A 21,825-nucleotide genomic window follows, 5' to 3' on the forward strand; every position below is an offset into this window, starting at 1 on the left:
TCTACCCATCCGCATCAATTATGAAGATTCACAAAGTGCTCAATCTCTTCCATCAACTCCATATCTTCATAACTGCCCAGATCCAAATTTCCTTTCACTTCATTGTCCTCGACATAATAAAGTTCGTTGTATCGGTCAAAGCCATCGAACGGCAAGACAGGATTGCTCTCTTCCGCTCCTTCTTCAGACAGATAAGAATTGTACATGCCGATTTCAACTTTTTCGCCCTCTGCTACATTCTTTACATACTCCTGAAAGTCTTGATCGTTTTCATTCACAACTAACAGAAATCCATCTTTGTCTTCTTCCATGTACTCTTTCATGTCTCCAATGTAAATTTGCTTGAAGTATTCCTTTTCACTGCAAGCTGCCAACAGTAAGACGGTGACTAACAAAACAACGATTTTTCTCACAAAACCACTCCTAAGTATTAGTTATTATAATGCCTTATTACCTATAGCTGATTCTGAAGTAAGTCGCCAACCGCAATATCCAACTGATCATCAAATGTTTCAATCAGAGTGACTATTTTTTTCTTTTTGGTCTCCGGATCTTCTTCTTTATAGGCAGTAAGCATTCCGTCTACAAGTTTAACAGTTAAAACCTCTCCTGCCTCCAACCGATCTTCACGGGATAGTAAATAACGGTCCAGCTGCTCCATTTTTCCATTCATACGTTTACACGCTCCTGTTCTTCTTTTAGTTTCGTTAACGTACCGTTTATTTTTGTCAAAATAACGGAACAGAACTTATCTTCAATGCGGTGATCATTGGCCAAGATAAATTCTCTAAAGTCGACGATACCCATATCCATGTATTTTCCTGGGTTTTCAGCATCAATATTTTTAAGGAATGTGCTGTTGAAGAGCTGCTCCACTTTGTAATGCTCATTCACGTACTGATTAAACTTTTTTTCTTTTCGCATTTCCTCTTTTCGCATTTCCTGCCGATCTTCGCCATTCTTCTGGTCAACCGAAGCGACGTCTGCCGATTTCTCGGCCTGCCCTTTTTCTAGCAAAATCTTTTCCTGCCGTTCATTTGCATGAAGTTCAAATTTTGTTTTCAGTAAGTCTTCGGCAAAATGATTGTTCACTCTAAAGGTAGCTCGCAACTGGTTTAAGTCCGTCATGGAATGTTCACACGGGATGTCGATGTCGTTAATCGATTTATCGGTATTGTAATACTCCGATAAGTATTCCCAGCGGTATTTCATTGCGGTTTTGCCGGTCAAGAAAATCGGATAGGACTTGATACGCTTCCGTTCCTTGTCCTGGCGTTTGATGATGCGGATGACAATCATTTCCCCTTCTTTCAATCCCATGACTTCGGTGGCCGTCATCAGCCTCCTGGAATCCACACTCTCCGTTTTGGATTTGCTCATGGAAATCGTTTGGCCGGAGCGGGACTTCGTAAGGATTGTTTCATCACCCAACTTCTTGGAAATCAATTCAGCCGTAGATTCGTCTGCAGTCAATAGATAGAGTGTGTTACCGCAGTTGCCGTCAATGGTCTTCCAGTCGTCGCCATAGAGGTTTTCAAGCTGTGCGTAGGCTTGGATAACTAAATTAAAACGAATGTTTCTGCCCAGGCACACGGTGACGATATTGGCCATGCCTTCAATCGCCGGCATATTCCCGAATTCATCCAAGATAAAGATGACTTCCCGGTGGCACTTGCCGCCCTCTGAATTCGAAGCGATTCGGGCTAAGTTGGTATAGACTTGCTTCACGTAGAGCGAAGCAATGACATTCAACGTGGCATCGTAATCCGGAACAATCATGAAGACTGCTGTTGGCTTGTCGAATTCCATGATTGCTTGAATCTCGACGTTCCCACTTGTTACTTCGTGTTCCAGGAGCCCTTCGTGAATCATCACGCCATCTTTCCGCTCCCGCTCAATTAATCCGGTGACATTTACCACTGTTTCCTCTTTGCCAACTTTTATCGTGAAGGAATCCCCAACCTGCAGCAGGTTCTTATGGAATAGAGTGAACATGCCGTCTGCGTCCGTCCGAATCGTTGCCGTTTCATTACTAGAAAAAGTTACATGAATGCGTGTATCTGGAGCAGTCTTGCCTTTGATCCAGCGTGAAAATCCGATTTTCGACATATCGAATGAATTCTGAGATGTCAGTTTTGCCGTTCCATCCAGTGTGAAGACACCGAGTTTAGCATTGGCATTAGCTAAGATGCTGGCTCGGGTTTGTCCGCTCGAGAAGTTGATTGTCGCATACTGCATTTTCGCTGGATGATTCTCAGGAAACTTGGAAAAGAAATCATCCAAGGCACTGACTTCCTCTTCCTCTTCATTTATCACCATCCGTGTGCCCAAATCCGAGAGCATCAGTGCCACGTTGTACATATTGATTTTCTCCCGCTCCTGCTTGCATTGCTCGCACAGAGCCAGAATCAGCGCGGTACACAAATCCGTCGCCGAGTTTGCCCAGAAGGGATCCTTTGCTTTCGGGTCATGATAAAGCATGAAGGCCACGGAGCGGGCGTATTGTTGCGAGAGCGAATAGTTCCCTTCCATGAATGCATCTATCGTGAGCTGCAGCAAATTGTAGGACATGCTCTGAATTGGGTTCATGAGATTCAGGACTTCGACATGATAGCCAAGCCCTTCGAGCGTATCTTTAGAAGCGGCATACAGTTATAGTGATAGGTAAGATTTTGATTCTATCTCCATCTTTTCCCCCACTTCACACCGTACGAGCGCGTTTCCGCGCATACGGCGTTCCATCGTTTCCAACTGACTTGTTTTAAGCTAAATTAATATCGGTTCGTTGCCAGAAGCTCTTCTAAGTAAATTTAGTTTCTCCAATTGTTTCCTGTTTATTGAAAAGTACCGCAGGTACTTAGCGATTTTATCCGTATTCTTGAGATGAATCAGCCTATGGACAAAAATATCAACGATAACTAAATTGGAATAATGATCGGTCCCGTTTTTCGCCAAAGGAATTATATGATGGCAATGAACACGGTCAATTCCAAGCAGTTCTCCCGTGACGTAGCACTTTCCATATTGAGCAACGTACTTTGAAATCCGATTATCATTGTATTCAATACTTTTGTTTTTAGAGTAGCTGTTCATTACTTGAACAAGAACGTCTTTTGGAATCGCTTTAAGACCCTTGTGTATTTTACTGCGCCCTTCTTTTGTATAGTTACAAAGATGTTGGCTGAAGTTCCATGGGTTTTTGTGATGAACTCCTGTAACCGGCAAAAGGGCGGAATTTTGTACACGGAAAATTTTCGTATCAGGCTTTATTCCGCGGGTTTTCTTCTTAAACAGAGTGCTGGTTTCACTAAATTTCATTGTTGAAGCGCACTTTTTGAATCTGGCTTTCATGGATTTTAAGAGCACGTAATTCACTTCGGTTAAATCCATATAAATTGTTGTGGCATATCGGTAGTAATTCTGAATTCCAATAAGGGTAATATTAAATCGCTGGACTGCTTCAGATGTCGGCTCGTGCTGTATCTCCTTTATTCGGTTCTTTAGAATTCTTTTCGTTTTTGAGATAGCCTTCTCACTCATGGATGTTTTGGAAACATAACCAAATCTGGATTTGTTTTGCTTCACCACTTTGAGTTTGAAGCCTAAGAAGTCCGAAGAATTTTTCTTCAGGTTCACCACATTGGATTTTTGTTCGTTCACTTCTAATCCCAACCGGGATTTTAGAAAATCAACCGTCGCATGATAGAAACGTTTAGCTTCCTCATAAGTCCGGCACATGATTTTAAAATCATCGGCGTAACGCACAATGTAGCCAGTTTTGAGATTGGTATATTTCCTTGCATAGTGTCTGAAGCCAATTGAGGCAGATCGGTGAGGACGATACGTTTCCCATTGGTTGCTAATCCACCAGTCCAGCTCGTTTAGAACAATATTGGACAAAAGTGGTGAAATGATTCCACCTTGCGGTGTTCCTTTATCCGGAATTCCTTCACCTTGAATTTCAGACTTCAATAGCTTGGAAATAATGCTCAAAAGTGATTTATCCCTAATCCCAAGAGTCCAAAGCTGTTTAAGTAACTTTCCATGGTCGACATTATCAAAGAACCCTTTGATGTCGATATCCACGCAGTAATGTTGTCTTCCGACGTTTACGAGACTTACCATCCTGCTGAAAGCATGATGGGTGCTTCTATTTGGGCGGAATCCATAACTGTGCGGATGAAATTTCGCTTCGCAAATGGGCTCAAGTATTTGCAGGATACACTGTTGAATCAACCGATCCCAAATTGCTGGAATACCTAACGGTCTTTTCTTATCAGAACCTTCTTTCGGGATAAACACCCTTCTAACCGATTGCGGCTTGTAATTTATGAGCCGTTGCCTTACTTCATGAATAATCTGTTCATCGTTTAAATGCCAGATATCTTTGATGGTAAGACCATCAGTCCCTGCGGTTTTACTCCCCTTGTTTGTTTTCACATTACGATATGCCAATCGTATATTTTGTTCCGAACCAATAATTTCAGTTAGCTTATAAAAGTTGTTACCGTTTTGGCTGTTTGAATAGAGTCCGTCATACACTTTTTGCATGTCGTAGTATTCAGCGTGCCGCAACTTGGTTTTCTTTAACATGGGCTGTAACCTCCTAATTAATCTGGAGAATTACATCTCTTAGTCTTACTCGAAACCATGTATGAACCTTTTTGAGTAACAGTCAGTCTTCAATCGACTAGTGGCCATCCCTCCACGTTCGTTACACGCTTCGTCGGTACTATGCCACCACTTTCACTGCCATAAATCCAGGTTATACCGCAGGTATTCTCCCTGCTATTTTCCCTGAAAACGTTTCATTGGAGGGTAAGTCCTCGGCGTTGGCAGCTTACCACGTTCCGTTATTCCTATCTATACATGCACCGTTAGGTTTCCCCTATGAGCCTGCTACTCTTGATATCGCCTGTAACGATATATGGACTTTCATAAAGGAGAGTCTTACTCATCCACAGTAGCGACACTAGTTGTGTCCGCAAGCCTTTCGACTTGCTCCCGATATAGACCCGTACCATCAGGGATTCGTCTGCACTCACCACAGTTCGCGACTGGTTTGTTACGTGCATCCTAACCATAGGTGTTTTTTAGACTTCCGGTTTATAGGATACATCGTCCACCTCTGGACGACTTTCGTACTCATAAGAGTTTACGGTATCTCTCAACCGACTTCACCGAGCTTCATACGATTCAGTTCTTACCAACCGGCACGCATGTCGGAGTATTAAAGGAAGCCCTTCAGGGCGTTACCCCATCATTTGACTTCTCGGAATAACAGTTCATTGCTGAACTATCATGTTCGACAATGCCTAAGCTTTTTACTTAGGAACGTGTCGCGCCGCCTTTGGGATCGTTTAAAATCATGCTGGCTTGCTGCTCTGCGCGGCTGTAGATATCGATGGCGGAGAATACGAATGTTTCACCTTTACCACTTCGCGTTGTTCCGATAACCATATTGTTCACTGGGCTGTCATCGATGAAGATCCGCTTCTTATACCGGCCCACCGGCACACCGCCGCTCCCTTTGAACTTCTCCCCTTTTTCCGGAACATCCCGGTACTGTTGCTGGATTTCCTTAAACGCAGTGAAGCGGGCGCTGCCTTTCTGCTCTCTTTTAATTTGGCCATAGTTTGTGACGTATTTAAAAACCATCACAGCAGCCGCTATTAACGAGACCAAAAGCAATATGCCATAAATGATACTTGCTGTTGCCATAAGCGGAAAGGTATAAATCATAGCCGATGTCAGGTTGATTGGTTCTGGTTCAAGTATGCTGCCGGTGAAAAATGTTTTCTGGACTACTTCGACCAACAGATTGACGACGAAATTCAGTAAAAAGAAAAAAATTGAGAATGACATGGCCAGTATTAGCAACGGAATCCCAATCTTTTTTAGGTAATAAATAAAGTTGTCATTGAGCATGCGTTGCGTCCTCCTTCGTGACCTCGTGAAACACGACCCCATCTTTTATAGAGCAGCAAGTTCATCTTGTTTCTTTTCCAATTCTTCACTGATGCCTTTAATCGACTTGTCGTCCTTTTTAGAGGCCTTATTAGCTTCCGCTAAGTTTTCCTCGAGCGTCTTGATTTCAGCAGACAGAACCCCGTGCAAATCGATTTTCTGCTTCAATTCTTCGCTGTTGTTATTATTTAATTCTGCTTTTGCTTCCTCAATCTTTCCAAGCTTCAGGAGTCCGTAGGTTTTCATTTCAGAACGTTCCACCGTCATATTGATAGAAGGAAGATTCATCATCAACTCGTAATCCGCTTCGTAATAAGCCAAGTCAAATCGTGCTTCGTTTGTAGGGTATAACTGATTAAACTCTGTAATTTTATTGATTTTTTCTTTTTTGTCCAGTTCTGGATTCTTCATGATGAGTGTTTCTACATACACGGTATCTTCCATGATCTGTACGGCTTTTTCGAATTCACCCTTCTCCAAGTAAAGAGTGGCCAAGATTCGTTTTTGACTCTCAGACAAGTCTGCCTTCGTTTCAAGGGATTTAAGGAACTCCTCTTCTTCTCCCAAAAGACCGTACTCGTAAGTTTCGATGGTTTCTTCCTGCTCGTTGACTATGCTGCGTCCCTCCTCCAGAGCTTGCTCATACTGTGCTTTCTGCAGAAAGTACAAAACCCCTAGGAACAACAGTCCCGCTCCTAATACGGCAGCCAGTGAGTAAACTGTGACCCGCTGCCACTTTTTCAGTCTGGAGATGCGGGTTTTATCGACATTTACCAGTGCACGGTCAATCTTCTCTTCCTTCTTGAATTCTTCCGGCGTCAACTTTTCAATCTGTTCCAGCAAATAGAGTTTGTCCCCTTGCTTTTCCTTATCCACGCGGATCTTCGTCGCCTTGTCTTTGATTTGGTGGTAGATATTCGGATAATCATACGACCCGAAATTGAATACGCCTTTGTATAGATCCAGGCCATCTTTGCCGATTACAAAAAACTCAGCAGCCGCTTCGTGTTGTTCGTTGCGGTAAGTCAGCTCTAGTTCGTGCGTAAGCGCAACCGCTTGGCTAAACTCGAGTTTTTCATGATTCGGTACGGAGTCAGCAGGTGCGCCCACAAAAAGTATTTTTAACATAGAACCATTCTCCTTTATTCGATTAATAGAAAAAAGCCACTCATTCCGGAGCGGCTTCTTCTTGTATAGCTATTAAAATTTGATGTTGCCGTCGATGCCTTCTGCAAGCCCATAAGCTCCCATTACAATGACCAATCCGACTGCGGCACCGATAAACCATCCAATCGCTTTTGGACGTCCGCGATCACCACCAAGAATCAAAAAGTATCCTCCAATTAGAAAAGCGATAGCGGCAGCGATCAACCCTAACCTTTGACCCCACTCCAAAATCGCAAGACCCGTTTCGATTAATCCATCCATTTAAAACCCTCCTCTTTTTCTAGGAATTATGTGAAACTGAACCGGTACTTGCGGATTTCCGCTCTTTCTTCAAGAGATTCATCAATAACGGAATGTTTTCGGAAACCACTTCACGATGCTTCTCTTCTAGCCACTCATCATAATCCTTGCCGTTATATGCGAGTAGATCCTCTGCATTCGTCTTCAGTTCCTTTTGTTCTTTTGTTGCTGCCATTCATAAAACCGCCTTCCATTTTTGGTTGGTAGTAGCACACCATTAAGAACAGTAATGATAGGCGAATTTATAGCAGGTTCATTCGCTAACTCTATGCAGCCTATAGCTGCAACGTACAGGGTTTTTAGATAACCCAAAACTACAATATGGCAACAGAACAACAGCCAGTTTTAGGAGACTCTGGCCAAACCATCTCGACGTATATCCATACCGCAAGTTGCCATTTGCGACAGACACGCACTATGAAGTTGTCCTTTTTGTTGCTTACTGTTCTTAATGGCGTGCTACTGATTGCTTATTTTACTTTTTTAATGCCATTCACTCTTAACAGTTCTTCGTGAGCATTCTTTCGTTTGGCCAGTAGGCGCTTGTCCGAAATCACCGATCGGGTTCGATAGTAGAGATCCGCAATGTGCCGAACTTCTCCGGAATCTTTTTCGACGCCGACAGCACCTTTCAGTTCGTACGTCTTGCCTTCAAACGTTTTCAAGCTGGAGGCTGTTGCCAAGTCATATAGATGAAACCGCTCTGTCATCTGATTACACCTCGCTTCAGTGTGCTTGTCTTTGAATAGGATATGATTCCAAGGGAAGTTGCTCATTGGAATTCCAAGTGACTCTACCAACAACCGGACATTTTGAGCGGTAGGATTTTCGTGCTTCCGCTGCTCCCACATACTAATCGTGCTTTGAGGAATCTGGTTTCCAGTCCTAATAGATAACTCCGTTTGAGATATGCCAATTGCTATCCGTTGCTCTTTGATCCAGTCGCCAAACCATACAGGCATCTCGTTCCCTCCTTTTTACCGTTGCATTAAACATATTGATTGAATAGCTAGAGTGTATCAGCAAACCGATATTATAACAACGGTATACCGATAAATAAAACAGTAAACCGATTATAAAAAGTAAAAAAATCTTATTTCTGGGTTTTTAAGCAACGAATTTTTCAGTTTTTTGGTCGAATGATGTCGAATTTGAGAGGGGAAAGTAGGAGGGTTTTTACATTCTGATTTGTCCAAAAATAATAATGTGGGATAAACAGACTAATACCATGACTTTATAATCATTTTTGGTATTCGCTATTTTTAAGGAGAATTTGCGCCATTGTGAGCGATTGCATTTTGATGGTAAAATATCTTGTATTAAAGATTTCTGGAATGAGAAGAGGTATTTTATGCAAATCGATAAGGCAGTACCCGCACGTATACAGCAGATATTAAAGGAAAGAGGATGGACGGCCAACGAATTGATTAAGCGTTCTGGAGTAAAACAATCAACCATGTCTGAAATTTTGGCTGGTAGATCTAAGTATCCGCGGATCAGTACGATTAAAAAGATTTCCCACGGTTTTGGAATGACATTATCCGAATTCTTCGACCACGAAATGTTTGAAGGCAAAGAAGAAATCAAGTAAGGAAATAAACGACGATGACCATGATTACGTAAAAAGCCAGCAGCAGTACGACTACTCCTGTGAATAATCGAAAGAGTGTCGTGAAAATGTAAAGAAATCCTTTCAATAAGTTTTTCGAAAAAATAGTAATTAAAACCAGCACTCCCAAGGGTAAAATCAATCCTTCAGGGAGTGTTGTTGCAAGCAAAATGATTCCTAGAAAAAGAAACATCTTCGACTTCCAATCCATATTCATATACTTTTCCTTCATGTTTACGATTATCATTATTATCCTCCCCTTTCCTTTGTAAAGATTTATAAACTGTTGAATCTGATGCGCTTGAATTATTCTTGCCTAACGTATGACCAGTGGACTTAGCGTTGATTTACTTGTTTCTTACGCTCCATATATTAATTAGTCATTCGACATCGCTTTTCGTTAACGACCCCGCCTCTTCAATTGATTTCAGTATCCCCCAAATTCGTTTTTCGTAATTCTTTGCTTAATCTCTACTAAAGAAACCGGTGATCATCGAAGTCAATGTCTCGATAATACCAACCTGCATTAAGATGACAGCCAGCATGCGTCCGACGATTGTCTTCCCGATGATAAATCGCCGTAACATACAGTCGTTGTCGTCACGACAGCCTATCAAAGTGCATACATGTACGTATCGATTGAGGAATCTAGACACACAATCGGAATTGGAATAATAAATAGGAGAACCAGCGCAACAATCAAGACTTTTTCTAACCCGTTCGCAATAATTTATAGACCAGCGACATGTAACGTGAGCGATTAAAAGATTTTTTTTCATTGTATTCAAAGGATATGGAATAAATATAGGTGTTTTGAGATTTTTTTTAATTTCAGTGGAAAAGGAACATTTGCTTTCGCAAACAGAAGAATTAATCGGTGAGTTTGACATGAACAGATCAAAGAATATGAAAAAAATTCATAAACTTATTAAGAAAGGTCATCCTAGTATAAGTTAATGAACAGGAAATATAAGTGTCAATGTCTGCCTCACAGGATGTGACCCATAAGTAGAGCTTCTTTTACAAACATCCCGCAACGTTTGCAAGCAGAAAAATCCCAAATGAGCTCACTTTAACAGTGTCTGCCATTTTGGATTCAGTTCATAAAACGGAATAGAGGGTTTGTTTTTCAACATTTCAAGTCATTTGTTCCTATATCTTCATATGGATGGATATTAGTTAATCAAGACTGAATTCTACCTCTAGGATATATATCTAATTAACCAAAGCAGAAATATCTACCTAACTAAAGTAGAAATATCTACCTGTGTTAGGTAGATATTTGTTAGGAAGTTAAAAAATATTAATCTATAAAACTTTACTCACCTTCTTCATTGAAGAATCCGGTCATGTAGTCAAATTGTTTTTGTTGCCGATCGGTTAACTCATTTTTTGTATAATACTCTACAAGTTCTGAAATAATGGCATAAGTTTTATTTTCGTCCATGAACTTTCCAAGTACTCCAATTTGAATGTGAAGTTCATTAGGCACTTTAATGGACTTAACGTTATTAGTTTTTCCTACAACGGACTTTGCTTTACGGGGCTTTCTTATCTTTGGTTCGGGAGCGGGAATTACAGAATTACTCTCAGGTAATGAGTTAAGTACATTTTTTTCTACAACATCAAATCCTTTGTCAGCAGGCTGTGATGAGTTTAAGGGACCATTATTGAATTTGAAATCATTTTGACTGTTTATTACTACAGGCTTTGGTCTTTCAAGTGTACTAGTTCTTGTCTTTTTCTTAATTAGAGGGCCTTTCTTTGAGCTTTCAGACATGGGTATTCTCCTCCTCAAACCTAGCAAGTTTTCCCTCTATTTCATCGACGACATCTAAAAATGTTTGATGAGCTTTTCGGTCGTGATGATCTTCGCTTTTAATTCCGGTCACGTCCCACGCCTTTAAGCGTTCTAAATGCTTAATGACATTTTTAAAGACATTGTCTTCCCCGAAAAGTTCAGTTGCGCGTTCAACTGTACTTACGTCTACTCGTCCACCTGCTCTTAAAAGTACCGGCAATACACCGAGAACTTGAATATCGGCTTCGTATTCATCTGCCATAAACTGCAAATATGATACGTACGTTTCTGCACCCTCCAACGAAAGTTCTTGAGCTTGCAATATGATAAGAACATAATCAGAAGCCATCATAGCATTGTCTGAGTAGTCGCTGATCGTCGGTGGAACATCAATGAAAATATAGTCATAGTTTGCTTTTAGAGGTTCTAGTAGTGTCTTTAATAAAGTAATTTGATCGAAATCATTCTGAAAGTTTTGGTATAAAAATTTTGAAAAGTTTTTAAAAGACACAGCGGCTGGAATCAGGTCAAGATTTTCCGAAACCTTAATAACAACGTCTTGGAGGTTTTGATTCTTGAAGCCATCAAATATGGTTTGTCCAATCTCTCCAATTCCTGCTGAACGGGCTACCAATGTGCTGGCGTTCCCCTGTGGATCCATATCAACGAGAAGAACCTTCTTCTTATGTATAGTTGCGTATTCCCAACTTACCATGACAGAAACTTTGGTTTTACCCACTCCACCTTTAAAATTACCTACAACAATTGTTTTAGCTGTCATTATTATTCCTCCTAAAATTTAGATAACTACAAACTTCTACCTCACAAACTTCTACTTCTGTATAGTTCTGATAATAACACAAGTAGAAGTTTGTGAGAATTAAAAATAAATTGTAACACAAATGTAATATTTAGGAGTTATTCCTCGCGTCGGTAGAAAAGTAGAAATATCTACCTGTGTGAGAATGCTGTTCATATAAACATAAGTAGAAGAGTAGAAATATCTACTTATGTGAGAATGCTTATTGTTCTAACAAAAGTAGAAAAGTAGAAATATCTACCTCTGCGACAAATCAATTAATTCTAACAAAAGTAGAAAAGTAGAAATATCTACTTTTGCGTGCATGCTGTTCATTCTAACAAAAGTAGAAAAGAAGAAATATCTACTTTTGCGAGAATGCTGTTCATTCTAATAAAAGTAGAAAAGTAGAAATATCTACTTTTGCGAGAATGCTGTTCATTCTAACAAAAGTAGAAAAGTAGAAATATCTACTTTTGTTAGAAAGGTGGAAATTCTAACAAAAGTAGAAAAATCCACTTATGTTAGAATACGAGATAATTTAAAAATGCTTAAAAGATTGCCATATCTAATGTTTAAATTTCTCTTTTTATAGATTTTTATTTTTTTATTCTCACATAAGTAGAAAAGTAGAAATATCTACCTTTGCGAGAATGCTGTTCATTCTAATAAAAGTAGAAAAGTAGAAATATCTACTTTTGCGAGAATGCTGTTCATTCTAACAAAAGTAGAAAAGTAGAAATATCTACTTTTGTAAGTACGAAACCCTTGATTTACCGCTATTTACAGAGCTGTTTCCTTGCTTTAGCTTTAAATATAGAGAGACTAAGTATAGCTCGTAGAACACGGGGAAGGGGACTGCTGTGTGGTTACAATGACCAATATATTTAATTTGCTTTTGCACGAAGGAATTAATACTTTTAAAAAGATAGGATCTGCTGCATCCCTTCCTCAACTAATCAATGATCAGAAGGAAACGCAAAGGCATAAAAAAGGTGCAATCTCTGTGACCCGATCTAAAGAAGATCTATCGACACCAGGAGGTGTTAGAGGGTATGTGATTACCTCGAAAGAGACTCTCTTGGAGGATTCTGTTGAACTTTCGCATTGGACCCCCAATGTACACAACTACTTAGGGTATAGTGATACTCAAAAACGGCACCTCAAGGGACACACCGAAAAGAACCTGCAGCAAATCAATACGTTCGTTGTCGACATCGACTCGAAAAAACAACCGTATACGGAAATCCTGACCGCTGCACTTGATCACAGCGTCGGAATCCCAACGCTGGTCCTGGAGACGCCAAAAGGCTTTCAGGTCTATTTTGTGTTGGAAACGCCACTGTTCATCAGCAACCAGAACGACTACCGCGGACTGAAAGTGGCCAAACGCATTTCTGAGAACATCCGGCGCAGCTTGGCCAAGGTTTTGCAGGGAGTGGATCTCTCGTGTAATGATTTTGGTTTTTTCCGCATGCCCAACGAAGAAAACGTCCGCTGGTTCTCCGACAAGATGGTCTTTTCCATGCACAACTTAATTGCTTGGTCGAAACGACAGGACGATGATCAGAACCGCGGGCTATTCGTGGTGGAATCGAAAGGGGAGGCACTGGATCCGACACACGCCGAGTGGTTCCGGGAATTATTGGCCACCCGCCACGTAAAAGGAAGCGACGGACAGATTGGACGTGACAACCTGATGTATACGCTCGCGCTGGCTTGTTACAGTGCTGGAAAAGGGCAGGGGGAGACCTTGGACCTGCTGGATGAATACAATTCTTCATTGGCAGCACCTGTACGCCACAGTGAGGTTCAGAAAATTGTGAAGAGCGCCTACAAGGGGCGCTTCAAAGGCGCGAGCCAACTCTATATTCGAGAACTTCTCGAGAATTGGCTTCCAGGAAAAGATGTACCGGTCACGAATCACGTAGGAGGCTGGTACAAATTCAAGAAGGAACGGAAAGATCGCGTCCGCAGCCACTATGACGAGTGGGAAGGGGACTTACTCGCCTACATCCAATCGGAAGCCAGTACGGTGCAACCGATTATATGGACCACACAGAGTGCCGTGTGTGAAGCAGTCGGAATGTCCCGCAGCACGTTCAACGAAGTCATCCGGAAATCCAAGAAACTCTTAATCAAGCGAATTGGGAAAGGGCGCAGCGCACAGACCGGTTTGACCTCTGTTGCTGTGCTTCTTCAGTGCGCCCTTGAATACAACCAGCAGCACCGTGCTTTGTATACCGATGCGGTCTCTTTGATGACTGGCTCACGTGAGAATGCTAGCGCCTTATGGGAACTTGAAAATCAACTCGCTTTGCTGACGAAATTTCCTGAAAACCCGGCTCTAACTGGAAAAAAATTCAATTCGTCATAAGTGTCCAGTCTGCCAATACATATCTGTATACGTGTTCTGTTTTGATTGATAAGTTTTAGTCGTGCATTTTTATCTACCTTAGTGAATTCATTTTGGTGATTTTCTTTTACCTGTTAAACTAGATGTAAAGAAGGGCAGGGGAATGAAGATGCTGTATGGCTATGAGGAGTATCGATTAAAAGAGGGCATTTCTCCTGGTACGCTGGTGACGGAATTGGAACTGTTGAAGTCATTTGTTCGTTTTGTGAACCTGCGGAATCAGAAACAGCTGGAGCCGTATGAAATCAAACCGTCCGATGTGCGGGCATTCTTGGATCAGGAGAAGGCAAAAGGGTTAAAGTCGGGTACGGTTAAACGAAAACTATCCCATATTCGGCAGTATTTTCATTACCTTTGGAAGATGGGGAAGGTACAGGTTGATTTCATGCCTAAGTTTGAATACAAGTTGGTGGTGGAGAAACCAGTAGCAGAATTGCTTTATTCTGAGTTTGCGGAGCAAAAGAAAAAGGTGCTACAGCATCGGACGTTGATGTTGAATGCGAAGCTTTACTTTCTCTTTGCGATGGTTGGTTTTCGGATGCGGGAGATTGAGCGGTTACGGAGTAGACATTTCCGTGATTTGGGGGACCGAATCGAAATGAATTTTGTGACGTCCCAGGATGTTTTTTGGCAGTTAACTTTCGAGGATTCGACAGAAGTAGCGGTCATTGTACAAGCGATGGAGCGAGCGTTTTTTCGAGAACACGATTACTTGGTAGCATCGGATAAGAAATTCGGTCCAGATTATGTCCGGAATAACATGAAAGATATCTATTCCGGGTTAACAAGAATCTTGCCAAAGCCGTTTAAGACAGAAGAGGTTCGAATTGCTTATATTTACGACCTTTACAAGGTTCAGGAGAAGTCGTTTGATGAAATGGTGGAGTTATTGGGTGTAACGCCCGCATCGCTTACATCGACGTTAAAGCTCGTTTTTGAGCGTCATAAATGAATGTAAAAATGTAATAGGCGAAAGGAGTTTGAAATGACTTAAAATTTTAGACAATTTAAGTCATTTCGATTATACTATCTATGACAGAGATTTATTTTTCCAAAACGATTGATAATCAGCACCAGGTATTTGCCTTTATTGAAAAGCTGGCCACCGAAGATACGGAACTGAGTGTGTTGATTTTTCAGGGCTTTGAAGATTTGAAAGATGCGCCGGAAGCCCTGTACCCATTGGGCGAATCGGCACCTTACCGGGTAAAACGGATTTTTCGGGGGCGTGAAATGGATCTGGAGTTGGTAAAGCGGCTTTCAGAACCGCGGATTTTTGAAATGAAGGCGGATGATCGAGCTGAATTTCATCGATTCATTTATTTTCCTTATCATTACAAGGATGAACCTTGTTATATATTTGTTTATGGATTTACGAAAGTTCATGGAAAACCGGATATGACGAATTTCTACATGAGAAAAGCAAAGCAACTACATGATTATGTGAAGCGGACAAAGCGGGAAAAAGAGTTCTTTGAGGGGTGAAAAAAATGGCCACATTAACTGATTTGAGAAACCGGTTGGTACACAATGATGCGATGAAAGAAGCATTAGAAAGCGATGAATATAGTCAAAGTCGAACCATCTTTAAAAGACGGATGGAGTTAGGATTTTCTCAAATGGATCTTGCTAAAAAAGCTGGTCTTACTCAGAAAACCATTAGCCGACTTGAAGGTGGAGATCCAGGAATTCGAAAGAGCACCGTCGAGAAAGTCTATACAGCCTTGAATTTGAAGGAAGATGGTACTTCGACGGATAAGAACTACCTAGTACATCAATAGTTCAGAAGGTAACCACTTAAAGTTAGAAGGTTTAGATAGGGATATAAGATAAGGCTGCCAAGAGGCAGTCTTTTTTGATGTTCATTTATATATTTAAAATGTTGATCTCATGCGTACGGAATTGCATCTCTTTTAGAATTTTTTAAGTAATAATTATTTTTTTCTATAATACCTTGTATTATAGAGTAATATGAAATAAAGTAATAAAAGAGGGGGTGTGAATAATGGAAATTAATAAAGAAGTGTTAAAAGGTCATATCGATACACTAATCCTTTCTCTTTTGCATGGCAGGGATATGTATGGGTATGAAATAGCTAAAATTGTGCGTGAGAAAAGTGAAGAACAATTCGAGCTAAAAGAAGGCACGCTTTATCTGTCTTTAAAGCGACTTGAAAAAAATGAATGGATTGCTTCGTACTGGGGCGATGAACAAGGACCCGGTGGAAGAAGAAAATATTATAAACTCACTTCTTTAGGGAAAGAAGGCTACATAGAAAAGCGTTCAGAATGGGCATTTGTGAAAAAACTTATGGATTCATTTTTAGAAGGGGGAGAAGAGGGGTGAAGCAAATAGAGGCATATGTTGAAGACGTGTATCAGGGGGTCGGCGGAAATAGAAAAGAGATTGATGATTCAAAAGCTGAAATGAAAAGCCACTTGTTAGAAGCGGTTCACGAACTGAAATCTGAAGGGAAATCAGAAAAAGAGGCAATTGCCCTTGCCATTGAACGTTTTGGTGGGGAACAAGAAATGCGCTCGATTGTCAGTCAATTGTTTAGAGCTCAAAGAATATTCGCCAAATGGGTCCTATATTTAGCAGCAGCAGTATTGTTTTTGAGTTTTACAGCATTCGGATTGATTTCAGCATTCGAAAATGAAAATGCCTCTGAGAACTCCGAAGTTGCGACAGCTGTACTGGAGGTTTTGAGAAGCCAAGGTTCACTTACCGATTCAATGAAAACGGAAATCGCCGCCTTAATAGATGGAACCGATCAAATCTCTGAGGTGAAAATTTATGATGTTAGCGATGTAGGTGTAAATTCCGTATTTGGTTATGTGGAAAATGCTACACCTGAATACCGGTACACCAAACCGGTTTGGTCCCCAGACTGGCTATTAGCCAATTTCTATCCGTATGGAAATGGCGATGGAAATCAGTGGTATGTTGAAATGGAAACAAGACTCATCGGCAGCTGGATGGGCATCATTTTGTTTTCAGGAATCGCTGTTTATGCCACCTTATTCACCATTTGGGCAACCATCAATGCCTACCATCATAAACGATTGAATATCGTATGGATTTTAGTATTTGCTTTCTTTAATATTGTCGGATATTTAGTTTATATGATAATGGGTAAGAGAAAAGTAGCTCTCAACTAGAACTCCAAGCTGAATGGTCAAGTATAAATCACATTTTAAAAATACAATTCATAAGAGGCAGAGAAGATGGGTTTAATTTTCTTCTCTACTTTTTTTGTTTACCTCATAATCCTTTTCAAAATCAATTTATCCTAAAAGTAGTTACTGTCTTAACATTAATCTTGGAATATACTATTATCGATAGGTAAAAATATTAATCAATGTTAAATTCTGAGATTATAAGAATAATACAAAATGATTAGGGGGAGCGTCTTCAAATGAAAAAGAAAATGAACTATTTACTCGTACTTTTAACGGCCATCTTTATGGTTGGGTGTACCAACGCAGAAGACGCATCCATTACAGATGCAGAAACAGATGGACCAGAAGTAGCTGCAATAGAGACAGATGTTGAAGAAGTAACCGTAGCTGAAGCAAATGAAAATAGTGAAAAAGAAGAAACTGTCACTGCGGTTATGGAGGAACCCGCCGCAGAGGAACCAGCAGCTCAACCAACTGAAGAGCTGTTCGCAGGATATGAACTGATCGAAGTGGATGGGGGGGATTTGTCTGGAACGCGTGAACCGAGCGTCGCCGTTAACATTGGCTATGGAGACCGTGACTATTGGGCCTTTACGAATGAACACGGGCAGCTGGCGCGTGTCGTTGCAGATGAAATCATTGTACAGAATGACAGCAGTGAACCTGTCTTATCGTCTGGCAGGTACTATTCCGATGAAGCCAAGGTGCCGGGTGTCGAAAGTGACGTATTGGATGAGGGGCATGTCCTTGCAGATTCTCTTGGAGGGGTGTCGAATGCCTATAATATTACCCCGCAAGAAAGTAGGCTCAACCGCCATGGCGATCAAGCGTATATGGAAGACGTCATCCGTGACGCAGGTGGAGCCACTGATTTTGAAGCCATCATCACCTATCCGGATACGGAAACGCAGATTCCTTCCAGTTATCAATATACGTATACGGTAATGGGAAACGAAGTCGTGGATGCCTTTGACAACGTGAATCCGGATGAAGTAAACGCATCCCTCGGGTTAACAGGCAGTGAGCCTACTGACTCTAGTGCAGACACAGATAATCAGCCTGCCGAGTCACCCGCTGCAAACACAGGCGGTGATGCAGCCAGTGTCGATACAAACGGCAATGGACAGGTGACGATTAAAGAAGCCGAAGCAGCAGGTTTCCGTATGCCAATCATGAGTGATCATTGGTTATACCCCCACATGCGGGATAATGACAATGACGGGATGGTTGGGGAGTAAGCTCCTAAACCTTGTAAGAATCTATTATAGTAAGGACCTCGATTCAAATGAGGTCTTTTTTATTTACTATAAGCAATAGAGGATTGTCTAGATTAATAATTTAAACATGTGGGCTGAATCCCAAATAAAGATATCTAATAACTGTCTAATATTTGGATTTAGTTCATTTTCAATTTAGAGCCTCTTTTTCTGATTAGAAATGGAACTCAGCAACAACTATTACAATTTCAAGGTACTTTAGTTGTTCTGTATGATAAATTAGTATCAGTTAATAAATTATTAGATGAGATAAAAGGCATCTATTCGTTGAAGATAGAGAGATACTTTTCGTTTCCTAAAAAAGCTTTAAAAGTTAAAGGGGGTCACCGTCCATGTTCGTTACTAAAAAGACATATCAAGAAGCTTTGGATAGAATAGGAGTTTTGGAAAAAGAATTAGAAGAGAAAAATGTTCATTTATTACAGCAACAAGGTGAAAATGATTATTTGCAACACGATTTTAAAATTTTACAAGGTGATTATAGCGTTTTGCAAAAGCAGTTGGAAGAAATGGATACGACCATCAACAATCTAGAAAAGTTAAGAGGACAAGTAAATTTTTTCGAAGCAAAAATCGAGGCCAATAAATTAGAGATAATAACCCTGGAATCTCAAATAAATAAAAAAACTACTCATCTAAATTTCTTAAAAGAAAAAGTTCAAGACGAAGAGTCATCTCTTAATAAGATAACCAATGAGAGAACTCAAAAATCTCTCGAACTTTCGACTTTAATTGAAGGAATTAATCGTACTGCTGAAGATAGATATCTCAAAGCTACGGAAAATGAAAGGAAGCTTATCAAAGAGTTAGATCAGAGACTAGAATCTCAAAAAGAGCAAGTGAAGCAGTACCAAAATAATTTAATGGAATTAGAAAAGCAATTAATTAATAAGGAGAAAGTTCTTCGTAACTATCGAGAATTGAAAGAATCATTCGTTGTAGCTAGAGATGAACGAAATTTTCAATCAGTAGCTTTTTACAAAAAAGATTCCCCCTTTACTACTACAGAAATGTATAAAGATGAATTAAATATTAACTACCAAAAGCAAAAAGAAATGATTAAACAAAAACGTGTGATAATTGAAGGAACTGTATGGACAGTTAATGGCAGTTTACGTGAAGGGCGAAAGATGGCTGAATTAAATATCAAGGCCATGATTCGTTCCTATAATACCGAATGTGACAATGCTATTGCTTCTTTAAAGTATTCTAATTTTGACATTGTGGAATCAAGAATGGATAAATCACTGGCTTCAGTAAATAAATTAAATGCAAAGAACGAGTTAGTTATTTGTGATGAATACCATCAATTGAAAATTGAAGAATTAAAATTGGTGTATGAACTTAAATTGTTTGAGCAGGAGGAAAAAGAAAAATTAAGAGCCTTGAGAGAAGAAGAACGTGAAACAAGAAAAGTGGAACGTGAAATTCAAGAAAAGAAGTTGGAGTATAGTAAGCACCAAAAGGAAGTCGAGAAAGAACTATTCGCATTGCATAAACAAAATATCGAGACAGAAGAAAATGATATGGCAGTGCTAAATAGAATAAGCGAGTTGTATGATTCATTAGAGTTAATTGAGAAGAAAAGAGAAGAGTTAGAATATATCCATTTAGTAGGCAAGTCGGGATATGTCTATATTATCTCTAATATTGGAGCATTTGGTAAAGATGTTTATAAAATTGGTATGACGAGAAGGTTAGAACCTGCTGATCGGATTAAAGAATTAAGCGGGGCAGCCGTCCCATTTGAATATGACGTTCATGCTATGATTTTAACAGATGATGCGCCTCATTTAGAATATCACTTGCATTCTGTTTTTAATGCCAATCGAGTAAATCTTGTAAATAATAGAAAAGAATTTTTTAATGTAAAATTAGATCAAATCAAACAAGAAGTATTTTCAATTGTTGGAAAGAACATAGTCTTTGAAGATGAACCGGTCGGAAAGAATTACTACGAATCTTTGGCTATTAAAAATGCCTTAAATAACCAGGATTTAGATGAAATTAATCTTGTGCTCTTGAATTGAATATAGAAGTTACTCAGTAGTGACTTGTACTGTTGGTAGATGCCTGAATTTAGAATGATAGGTTTAAAATTGAGAGAAGAGTTGAAATTATGGAAATTGAATGGTCAATAATTAAAGATTACGTTCCTATAATTGTGGTGATTATTTCATCCGTACTTGCTTACGTAATAGGTAAATCGAGTGAACGAAATAAAAAGTTTGCCGCTATGTCAGAAGAAAGTGTCACAAAGTTTCTGGCTAAAATGTATTCAGAAGTAGTAACCATAACGAATGTTAAAAGGTATGATATTATTTCTATAAAAAATTTTATTAAGTCTTATGCCAATGACACTGAAATTTATAAACTTTATGACGACATATTGATAAATGAAATCATAGTATTATCAATAAAGCTAAACGTGACTGAGTTAAGTAATCAGGAGTTATCAAGAGAGTTCAATAAAATTTCTAACAAAATAGAGAATATTTATTGGGAAAGATATGTAGTTAACGCGGAAGGATTTAATTGGTTTATAGCAACTAAAACTATTAACCCTTGGATTAGTTTACCAGGCAGCTTGTTTTTAAAAACTAGAAAAATCACAGAATATACTTCGATAATATTAGCAATGGCAACCTACTTGGTATTGATAGAATCTTTTATTAGCAAAGGAAAAGGGCTGTTTTCTTACGATACAACCATTACAATCGTAGGTTTTTTTATAGCAGTACTGATTTTGTATTTCCTACTGAACAGTATAAGTACTATATTTGATAAAAATCCAAAAATAAAAAATAAAAGAAATATAAAGAAGTATGAGACTCTCCCTGATCAATTAGAGGATGTCGATTCAGCTTGATTGCTGTTTTGACGTTCTCTTTTTTTGAGGTTGGAAATGAGAAAGATTCAAAAATGGAAAATTATGAGTATTGTTGTAATAGCAATATTTCTAGCGCCGGTTATTGTTGGGCAATTAACAAGACTTCCTTATGGACATTTAACTATAGGGGATTAAAGCTCATGGGTTTCATTCTTTAGTAGCTATACAGGTGGCATACTAGGAGGATTAGTTGCTTTTGGAGTAGCATCGCTACAAATTAATAATCTTCGCAAAGAGTCTTTAGAAAATAACAGATCATATCTTTCTGCTGCGACAAAGGAAAAAAGACGTTCGCATAAGGAGTAGTCACTTTGCGAACGTCTTTTAAATTATAGCAATGATATAAAAATAAGCGATTTTAGTTGGATTCTTCATTAGTGTCACTGCCGGTGATAAAATACCCAATAACGCCGTTT

Annotated in this window: 23 protein-coding genes; 10 read left to right on the forward strand and 13 right to left on the reverse strand. The window is 39.6% G+C overall.

Annotation, left to right across the window (positions count from 1 at the left end; translation table 11 throughout):
* Positions 1-14: 14 nt before the first annotated feature.
* The 9 genes from GJB59_RS02180 to GJB59_RS19375 form a co-directional block, all read right to left on the reverse strand.
* Complete coding sequence (locus GJB59_RS02180) at positions 15-413, reverse strand: lipoprotein (protein WP_142830746.1); 399 nt, start codon at positions 411-413, stop codon at positions 15-17.
* A 41-nt stretch (positions 414-454) separates the two neighbouring features.
* On the reverse strand, positions 455-673 hold the full coding sequence (locus GJB59_RS02185; RefSeq protein ID WP_142830748.1) for a hypothetical protein: 219 nt from the start codon (positions 671-673) through the stop codon (positions 455-457).
* A complete protein-coding gene (locus tag GJB59_RS02190) occupies positions 670-2,652 on the reverse strand; it encodes a VirD4-like conjugal transfer protein, CD1115 family (RefSeq protein WP_268951300.1) in 1,983 nt (660 codons plus the stop codon). Before GJB59_RS02190 ends, GJB59_RS02185 begins: the two co-directional genes overlap by 4 nt.
* A 114-nt stretch (positions 2,653-2,766) precedes the next feature.
* Positions 2,767-4,593: a group II intron reverse transcriptase/maturase gene (gene ltrA / locus GJB59_RS02195; protein ID WP_142830752.1), complete on the reverse strand. Its 1,827-nt coding sequence runs from the start codon at positions 4,591-4,593 to the stop codon at positions 2,767-2,769.
* A gap of 735 nt (positions 4,594-5,328) precedes the next feature.
* Complete coding sequence (locus GJB59_RS02200) at positions 5,329-5,928, reverse strand: type IV secretory system conjugative DNA transfer family protein (RefSeq protein WP_142830756.1); 600 nt, start codon at positions 5,926-5,928, stop codon at positions 5,329-5,331.
* A gap of 45 nt (positions 5,929-5,973) precedes the next feature.
* The gene (locus tag GJB59_RS02205; protein ID WP_142830758.1) at positions 5,974-7,095 is read right to left on the reverse strand and encodes a hypothetical protein; all 1,122 of its coding nucleotides are present in this window, start codon (positions 7,093-7,095) and stop codon (positions 5,974-5,976) included.
* A 72-nt stretch (positions 7,096-7,167) separates the two neighbouring features.
* Entirely contained in the window at positions 7,168-7,395 is a 228-nt protein-coding gene (locus GJB59_RS02210) for a hypothetical protein (protein ID WP_142830760.1), read from the reverse strand.
* Positions 7,396-7,414: 19 nt separating this feature from the next.
* On the reverse strand, positions 7,415-7,609 hold the full coding sequence (locus GJB59_RS02215; protein ID WP_142830762.1) for a hypothetical protein: 195 nt from the start codon (positions 7,607-7,609) through the stop codon (positions 7,415-7,417).
* Between the two features lie 295 nt (positions 7,610-7,904).
* Positions 7,905-8,396 carry a helix-turn-helix domain-containing protein gene (locus GJB59_RS19375; protein ID WP_142830765.1) on the reverse strand — a complete coding sequence of 164 codons (492 nt, stop codon included), beginning with the start codon at positions 8,394-8,396 and terminating at the stop codon, positions 7,905-7,907.
* A gap of 389 nt (positions 8,397-8,785) precedes the next feature.
* On the opposite strand from GJB59_RS19375, the gene GJB59_RS02225 reads away from it, so the two are divergent.
* Entirely contained in the window at positions 8,786-9,025 is a 240-nt protein-coding gene (locus GJB59_RS02225; protein WP_142830767.1) for a helix-turn-helix domain-containing protein, read from the forward strand.
* Here the strand turns inward: GJB59_RS02225 and GJB59_RS02230 are convergent.
* The 4 genes from GJB59_RS02230 to GJB59_RS02240 all read right to left on the reverse strand — a co-directional run bounded on the left by GJB59_RS02230 (position 9,018) and on the right by GJB59_RS02240 (position 11,625).
* Positions 9,018-9,290 (reverse strand): hypothetical protein, encoded by a 273-nt coding sequence (locus GJB59_RS02230; protein WP_185960130.1) that lies wholly within the window; start codon positions 9,288-9,290, stop codon positions 9,018-9,020. The two genes, GJB59_RS02225 and GJB59_RS02230, sit on opposite strands and share 8 nt — an antisense overlap.
* 217 nt (positions 9,291-9,507) lie before the next feature.
* Complete coding sequence (locus tag GJB59_RS19175; RefSeq protein ID WP_268951299.1) at positions 9,508-9,630, reverse strand: hypothetical protein; 123 nt, start codon at positions 9,628-9,630, stop codon at positions 9,508-9,510.
* Between the two features lie 731 nt (positions 9,631-10,361).
* A complete protein-coding gene (locus GJB59_RS02235; protein WP_142830771.1) occupies positions 10,362-10,823 on the reverse strand; it encodes an SH2 domain-containing protein in 462 nt (153 codons plus the stop codon).
* A complete protein-coding gene (locus tag GJB59_RS02240; RefSeq protein WP_142830773.1) occupies positions 10,816-11,625 on the reverse strand; it encodes an AAA family ATPase in 810 nt (269 codons plus the stop codon). The genes GJB59_RS02235 and GJB59_RS02240 overlap by 8 nt, the downstream gene beginning before the upstream one ends.
* 892 nt (positions 11,626-12,517) lie before the next feature.
* Between GJB59_RS02240 and GJB59_RS02245 the strand changes: the two genes are divergently transcribed.
* The 9 genes from GJB59_RS02245 (at position 12,518) to GJB59_RS02285 (ending at position 21,388) form a co-directional block, all read left to right on the forward strand.
* Positions 12,518-14,020, forward strand: a complete 1,503-nt coding sequence (locus GJB59_RS02245) for a primase C-terminal domain-containing protein (RefSeq protein WP_236015370.1) — start codon at positions 12,518-12,520, stop codon at positions 14,018-14,020.
* Positions 14,021-14,162: 142 nt separating this feature from the next.
* Positions 14,163-15,011, forward strand: coding sequence for a site-specific integrase (locus GJB59_RS02250; RefSeq protein ID WP_142830777.1), 849 nt, complete (start codon positions 14,163-14,165; stop codon positions 15,009-15,011).
* Between the two features lie 80 nt (positions 15,012-15,091).
* The gene (locus GJB59_RS02255; RefSeq protein ID WP_142830779.1) at positions 15,092-15,544 is read left to right on the forward strand and encodes a hypothetical protein; all 453 of its coding nucleotides are present in this window, start codon (positions 15,092-15,094) and stop codon (positions 15,542-15,544) included.
* 5 nt (positions 15,545-15,549) lie between these two features.
* On the forward strand, positions 15,550-15,840 hold the full coding sequence (locus GJB59_RS02260) for a helix-turn-helix domain-containing protein (RefSeq protein ID WP_142830781.1): 291 nt from the start codon (positions 15,550-15,552) through the stop codon (positions 15,838-15,840).
* 224 nt (positions 15,841-16,064) lie between these two features.
* Complete coding sequence (locus GJB59_RS02265) at positions 16,065-16,406, forward strand: PadR family transcriptional regulator (protein WP_142830783.1); 342 nt, start codon at positions 16,065-16,067, stop codon at positions 16,404-16,406.
* Positions 16,403-17,221 (forward strand): permease prefix domain 1-containing protein, encoded by an 819-nt coding sequence (locus GJB59_RS02270; protein ID WP_142830785.1) that lies wholly within the window; start codon positions 16,403-16,405, stop codon positions 17,219-17,221. Before GJB59_RS02265 ends, GJB59_RS02270 begins: the two co-directional genes overlap by 4 nt.
* A 257-nt stretch (positions 17,222-17,478) precedes the next feature.
* Positions 17,479-18,480, forward strand: coding sequence for a DNA/RNA non-specific endonuclease (locus tag GJB59_RS02275; protein ID WP_142830787.1), 1,002 nt, complete (start codon positions 17,479-17,481; stop codon positions 18,478-18,480).
* Between the two features lie 371 nt (positions 18,481-18,851).
* On the forward strand, positions 18,852-20,549 hold the full coding sequence (locus GJB59_RS02280; RefSeq protein WP_142830789.1) for an SNIPE associated domain-containing protein: 1,698 nt from the start codon (positions 18,852-18,854) through the stop codon (positions 20,547-20,549).
* Positions 20,550-20,638: 89 nt separating this feature from the next.
* A complete protein-coding gene (locus GJB59_RS02285; protein ID WP_142830791.1) occupies positions 20,639-21,388 on the forward strand; it encodes a hypothetical protein in 750 nt (249 codons plus the stop codon).
* Positions 21,389-21,825 lie beyond the last annotated feature (437 nt).

It is taken from the genome of Planococcus soli (genome assembly GCF_016881065.1).
Classification (GTDB): Bacteria; Bacillota; Bacilli; order Bacillales_A; family Planococcaceae; genus Planococcus; species Planococcus soli.

Bases quoted from the DNA above. Each gene is read 5' to 3' on its own strand.
- GJB59_RS02185 (WP_142830748.1), bottom strand. From the start codon at position 673: ATGAATGGAAAAATGGAGCAGCTGGACCGTTATTTACTATCCCGTGAA.
- GJB59_RS02205 (WP_142830758.1), bottom strand. From the start codon at position 7,095: ATGTTAAAAATACTTTTTGTGGGCGCACCTGCTGACTCCGTACCGAAT.
- GJB59_RS02265 (WP_142830783.1), top strand. From the start codon at position 16,065: ATGGAAATTAATAAAGAAGTGTTAAAAGGTCATATCGATACACTAATC.
- GJB59_RS02210 (WP_142830760.1), bottom strand. From the start codon at position 7,395: ATGGATGGATTAATCGAAACGGGTCTTGCGATTTTGGAGTGGGGTCAA.
- GJB59_RS02285 (WP_142830791.1), top strand. From the start codon at position 20,639: ATGGAAATTGAATGGTCAATAATTAAAGATTACGTTCCTATAATTGTG.
- GJB59_RS02250 (WP_142830777.1), top strand. From the start codon at position 14,163: ATGAAGATGCTGTATGGCTATGAGGAGTATCGATTAAAAGAGGGCATT.
- GJB59_RS02280 (WP_142830789.1), top strand. From the start codon at position 18,852: ATGTTCGTTACTAAAAAGACATATCAAGAAGCTTTGGATAGAATAGGA.
- GJB59_RS02260 (WP_142830781.1), top strand. From the start codon at position 15,550: ATGGCCACATTAACTGATTTGAGAAACCGGTTGGTACACAATGATGCG.
- GJB59_RS02230 (WP_185960130.1), bottom strand. From the start codon at position 9,290: ATGATAATCGTAAACATGAAGGAAAAGTATATGAATATGGATTGGAAG.
- GJB59_RS19175 (WP_268951299.1), bottom strand. From the start codon at position 9,630: ATGTTACGGCGATTTATCATCGGGAAGACAATCGTCGGACGCATGCTG.
- GJB59_RS02240 (WP_142830773.1), bottom strand. From the start codon at position 11,625: ATGACAGCTAAAACAATTGTTGTAGGTAATTTTAAAGGTGGAGTGGGT.
- GJB59_RS02200 (WP_142830756.1), bottom strand. From the start codon at position 5,928: ATGCTCAATGACAACTTTATTTATTACCTAAAAAAGATTGGGATTCCG.
- GJB59_RS02225 (WP_142830767.1), top strand. From the start codon at position 8,786: ATGCAAATCGATAAGGCAGTACCCGCACGTATACAGCAGATATTAAAG.
- GJB59_RS02235 (WP_142830771.1), bottom strand. From the start codon at position 10,823: ATGTCTGAAAGCTCAAAGAAAGGCCCTCTAATTAAGAAAAAGACAAGA.
- GJB59_RS19375 (WP_142830765.1), bottom strand. From the start codon at position 8,396: ATGCCTGTATGGTTTGGCGACTGGATCAAAGAGCAACGGATAGCAATT.
- GJB59_RS02215 (WP_142830762.1), bottom strand. From the start codon at position 7,609: ATGGCAGCAACAAAAGAACAAAAGGAACTGAAGACGAATGCAGAGGAT.
- GJB59_RS02245 (WP_236015370.1), top strand. From the start codon at position 12,518: ATGACCAATATATTTAATTTGCTTTTGCACGAAGGAATTAATACTTTT.
- GJB59_RS02275 (WP_142830787.1), top strand. From the start codon at position 17,479: ATGAAAAAGAAAATGAACTATTTACTCGTACTTTTAACGGCCATCTTT.
- GJB59_RS02255 (WP_142830779.1), top strand. From the start codon at position 15,092: ATGACAGAGATTTATTTTTCCAAAACGATTGATAATCAGCACCAGGTA.
- ltrA (WP_142830752.1), bottom strand. From the start codon at position 4,593: ATGTTAAAGAAAACCAAGTTGCGGCACGCTGAATACTACGACATGCAA.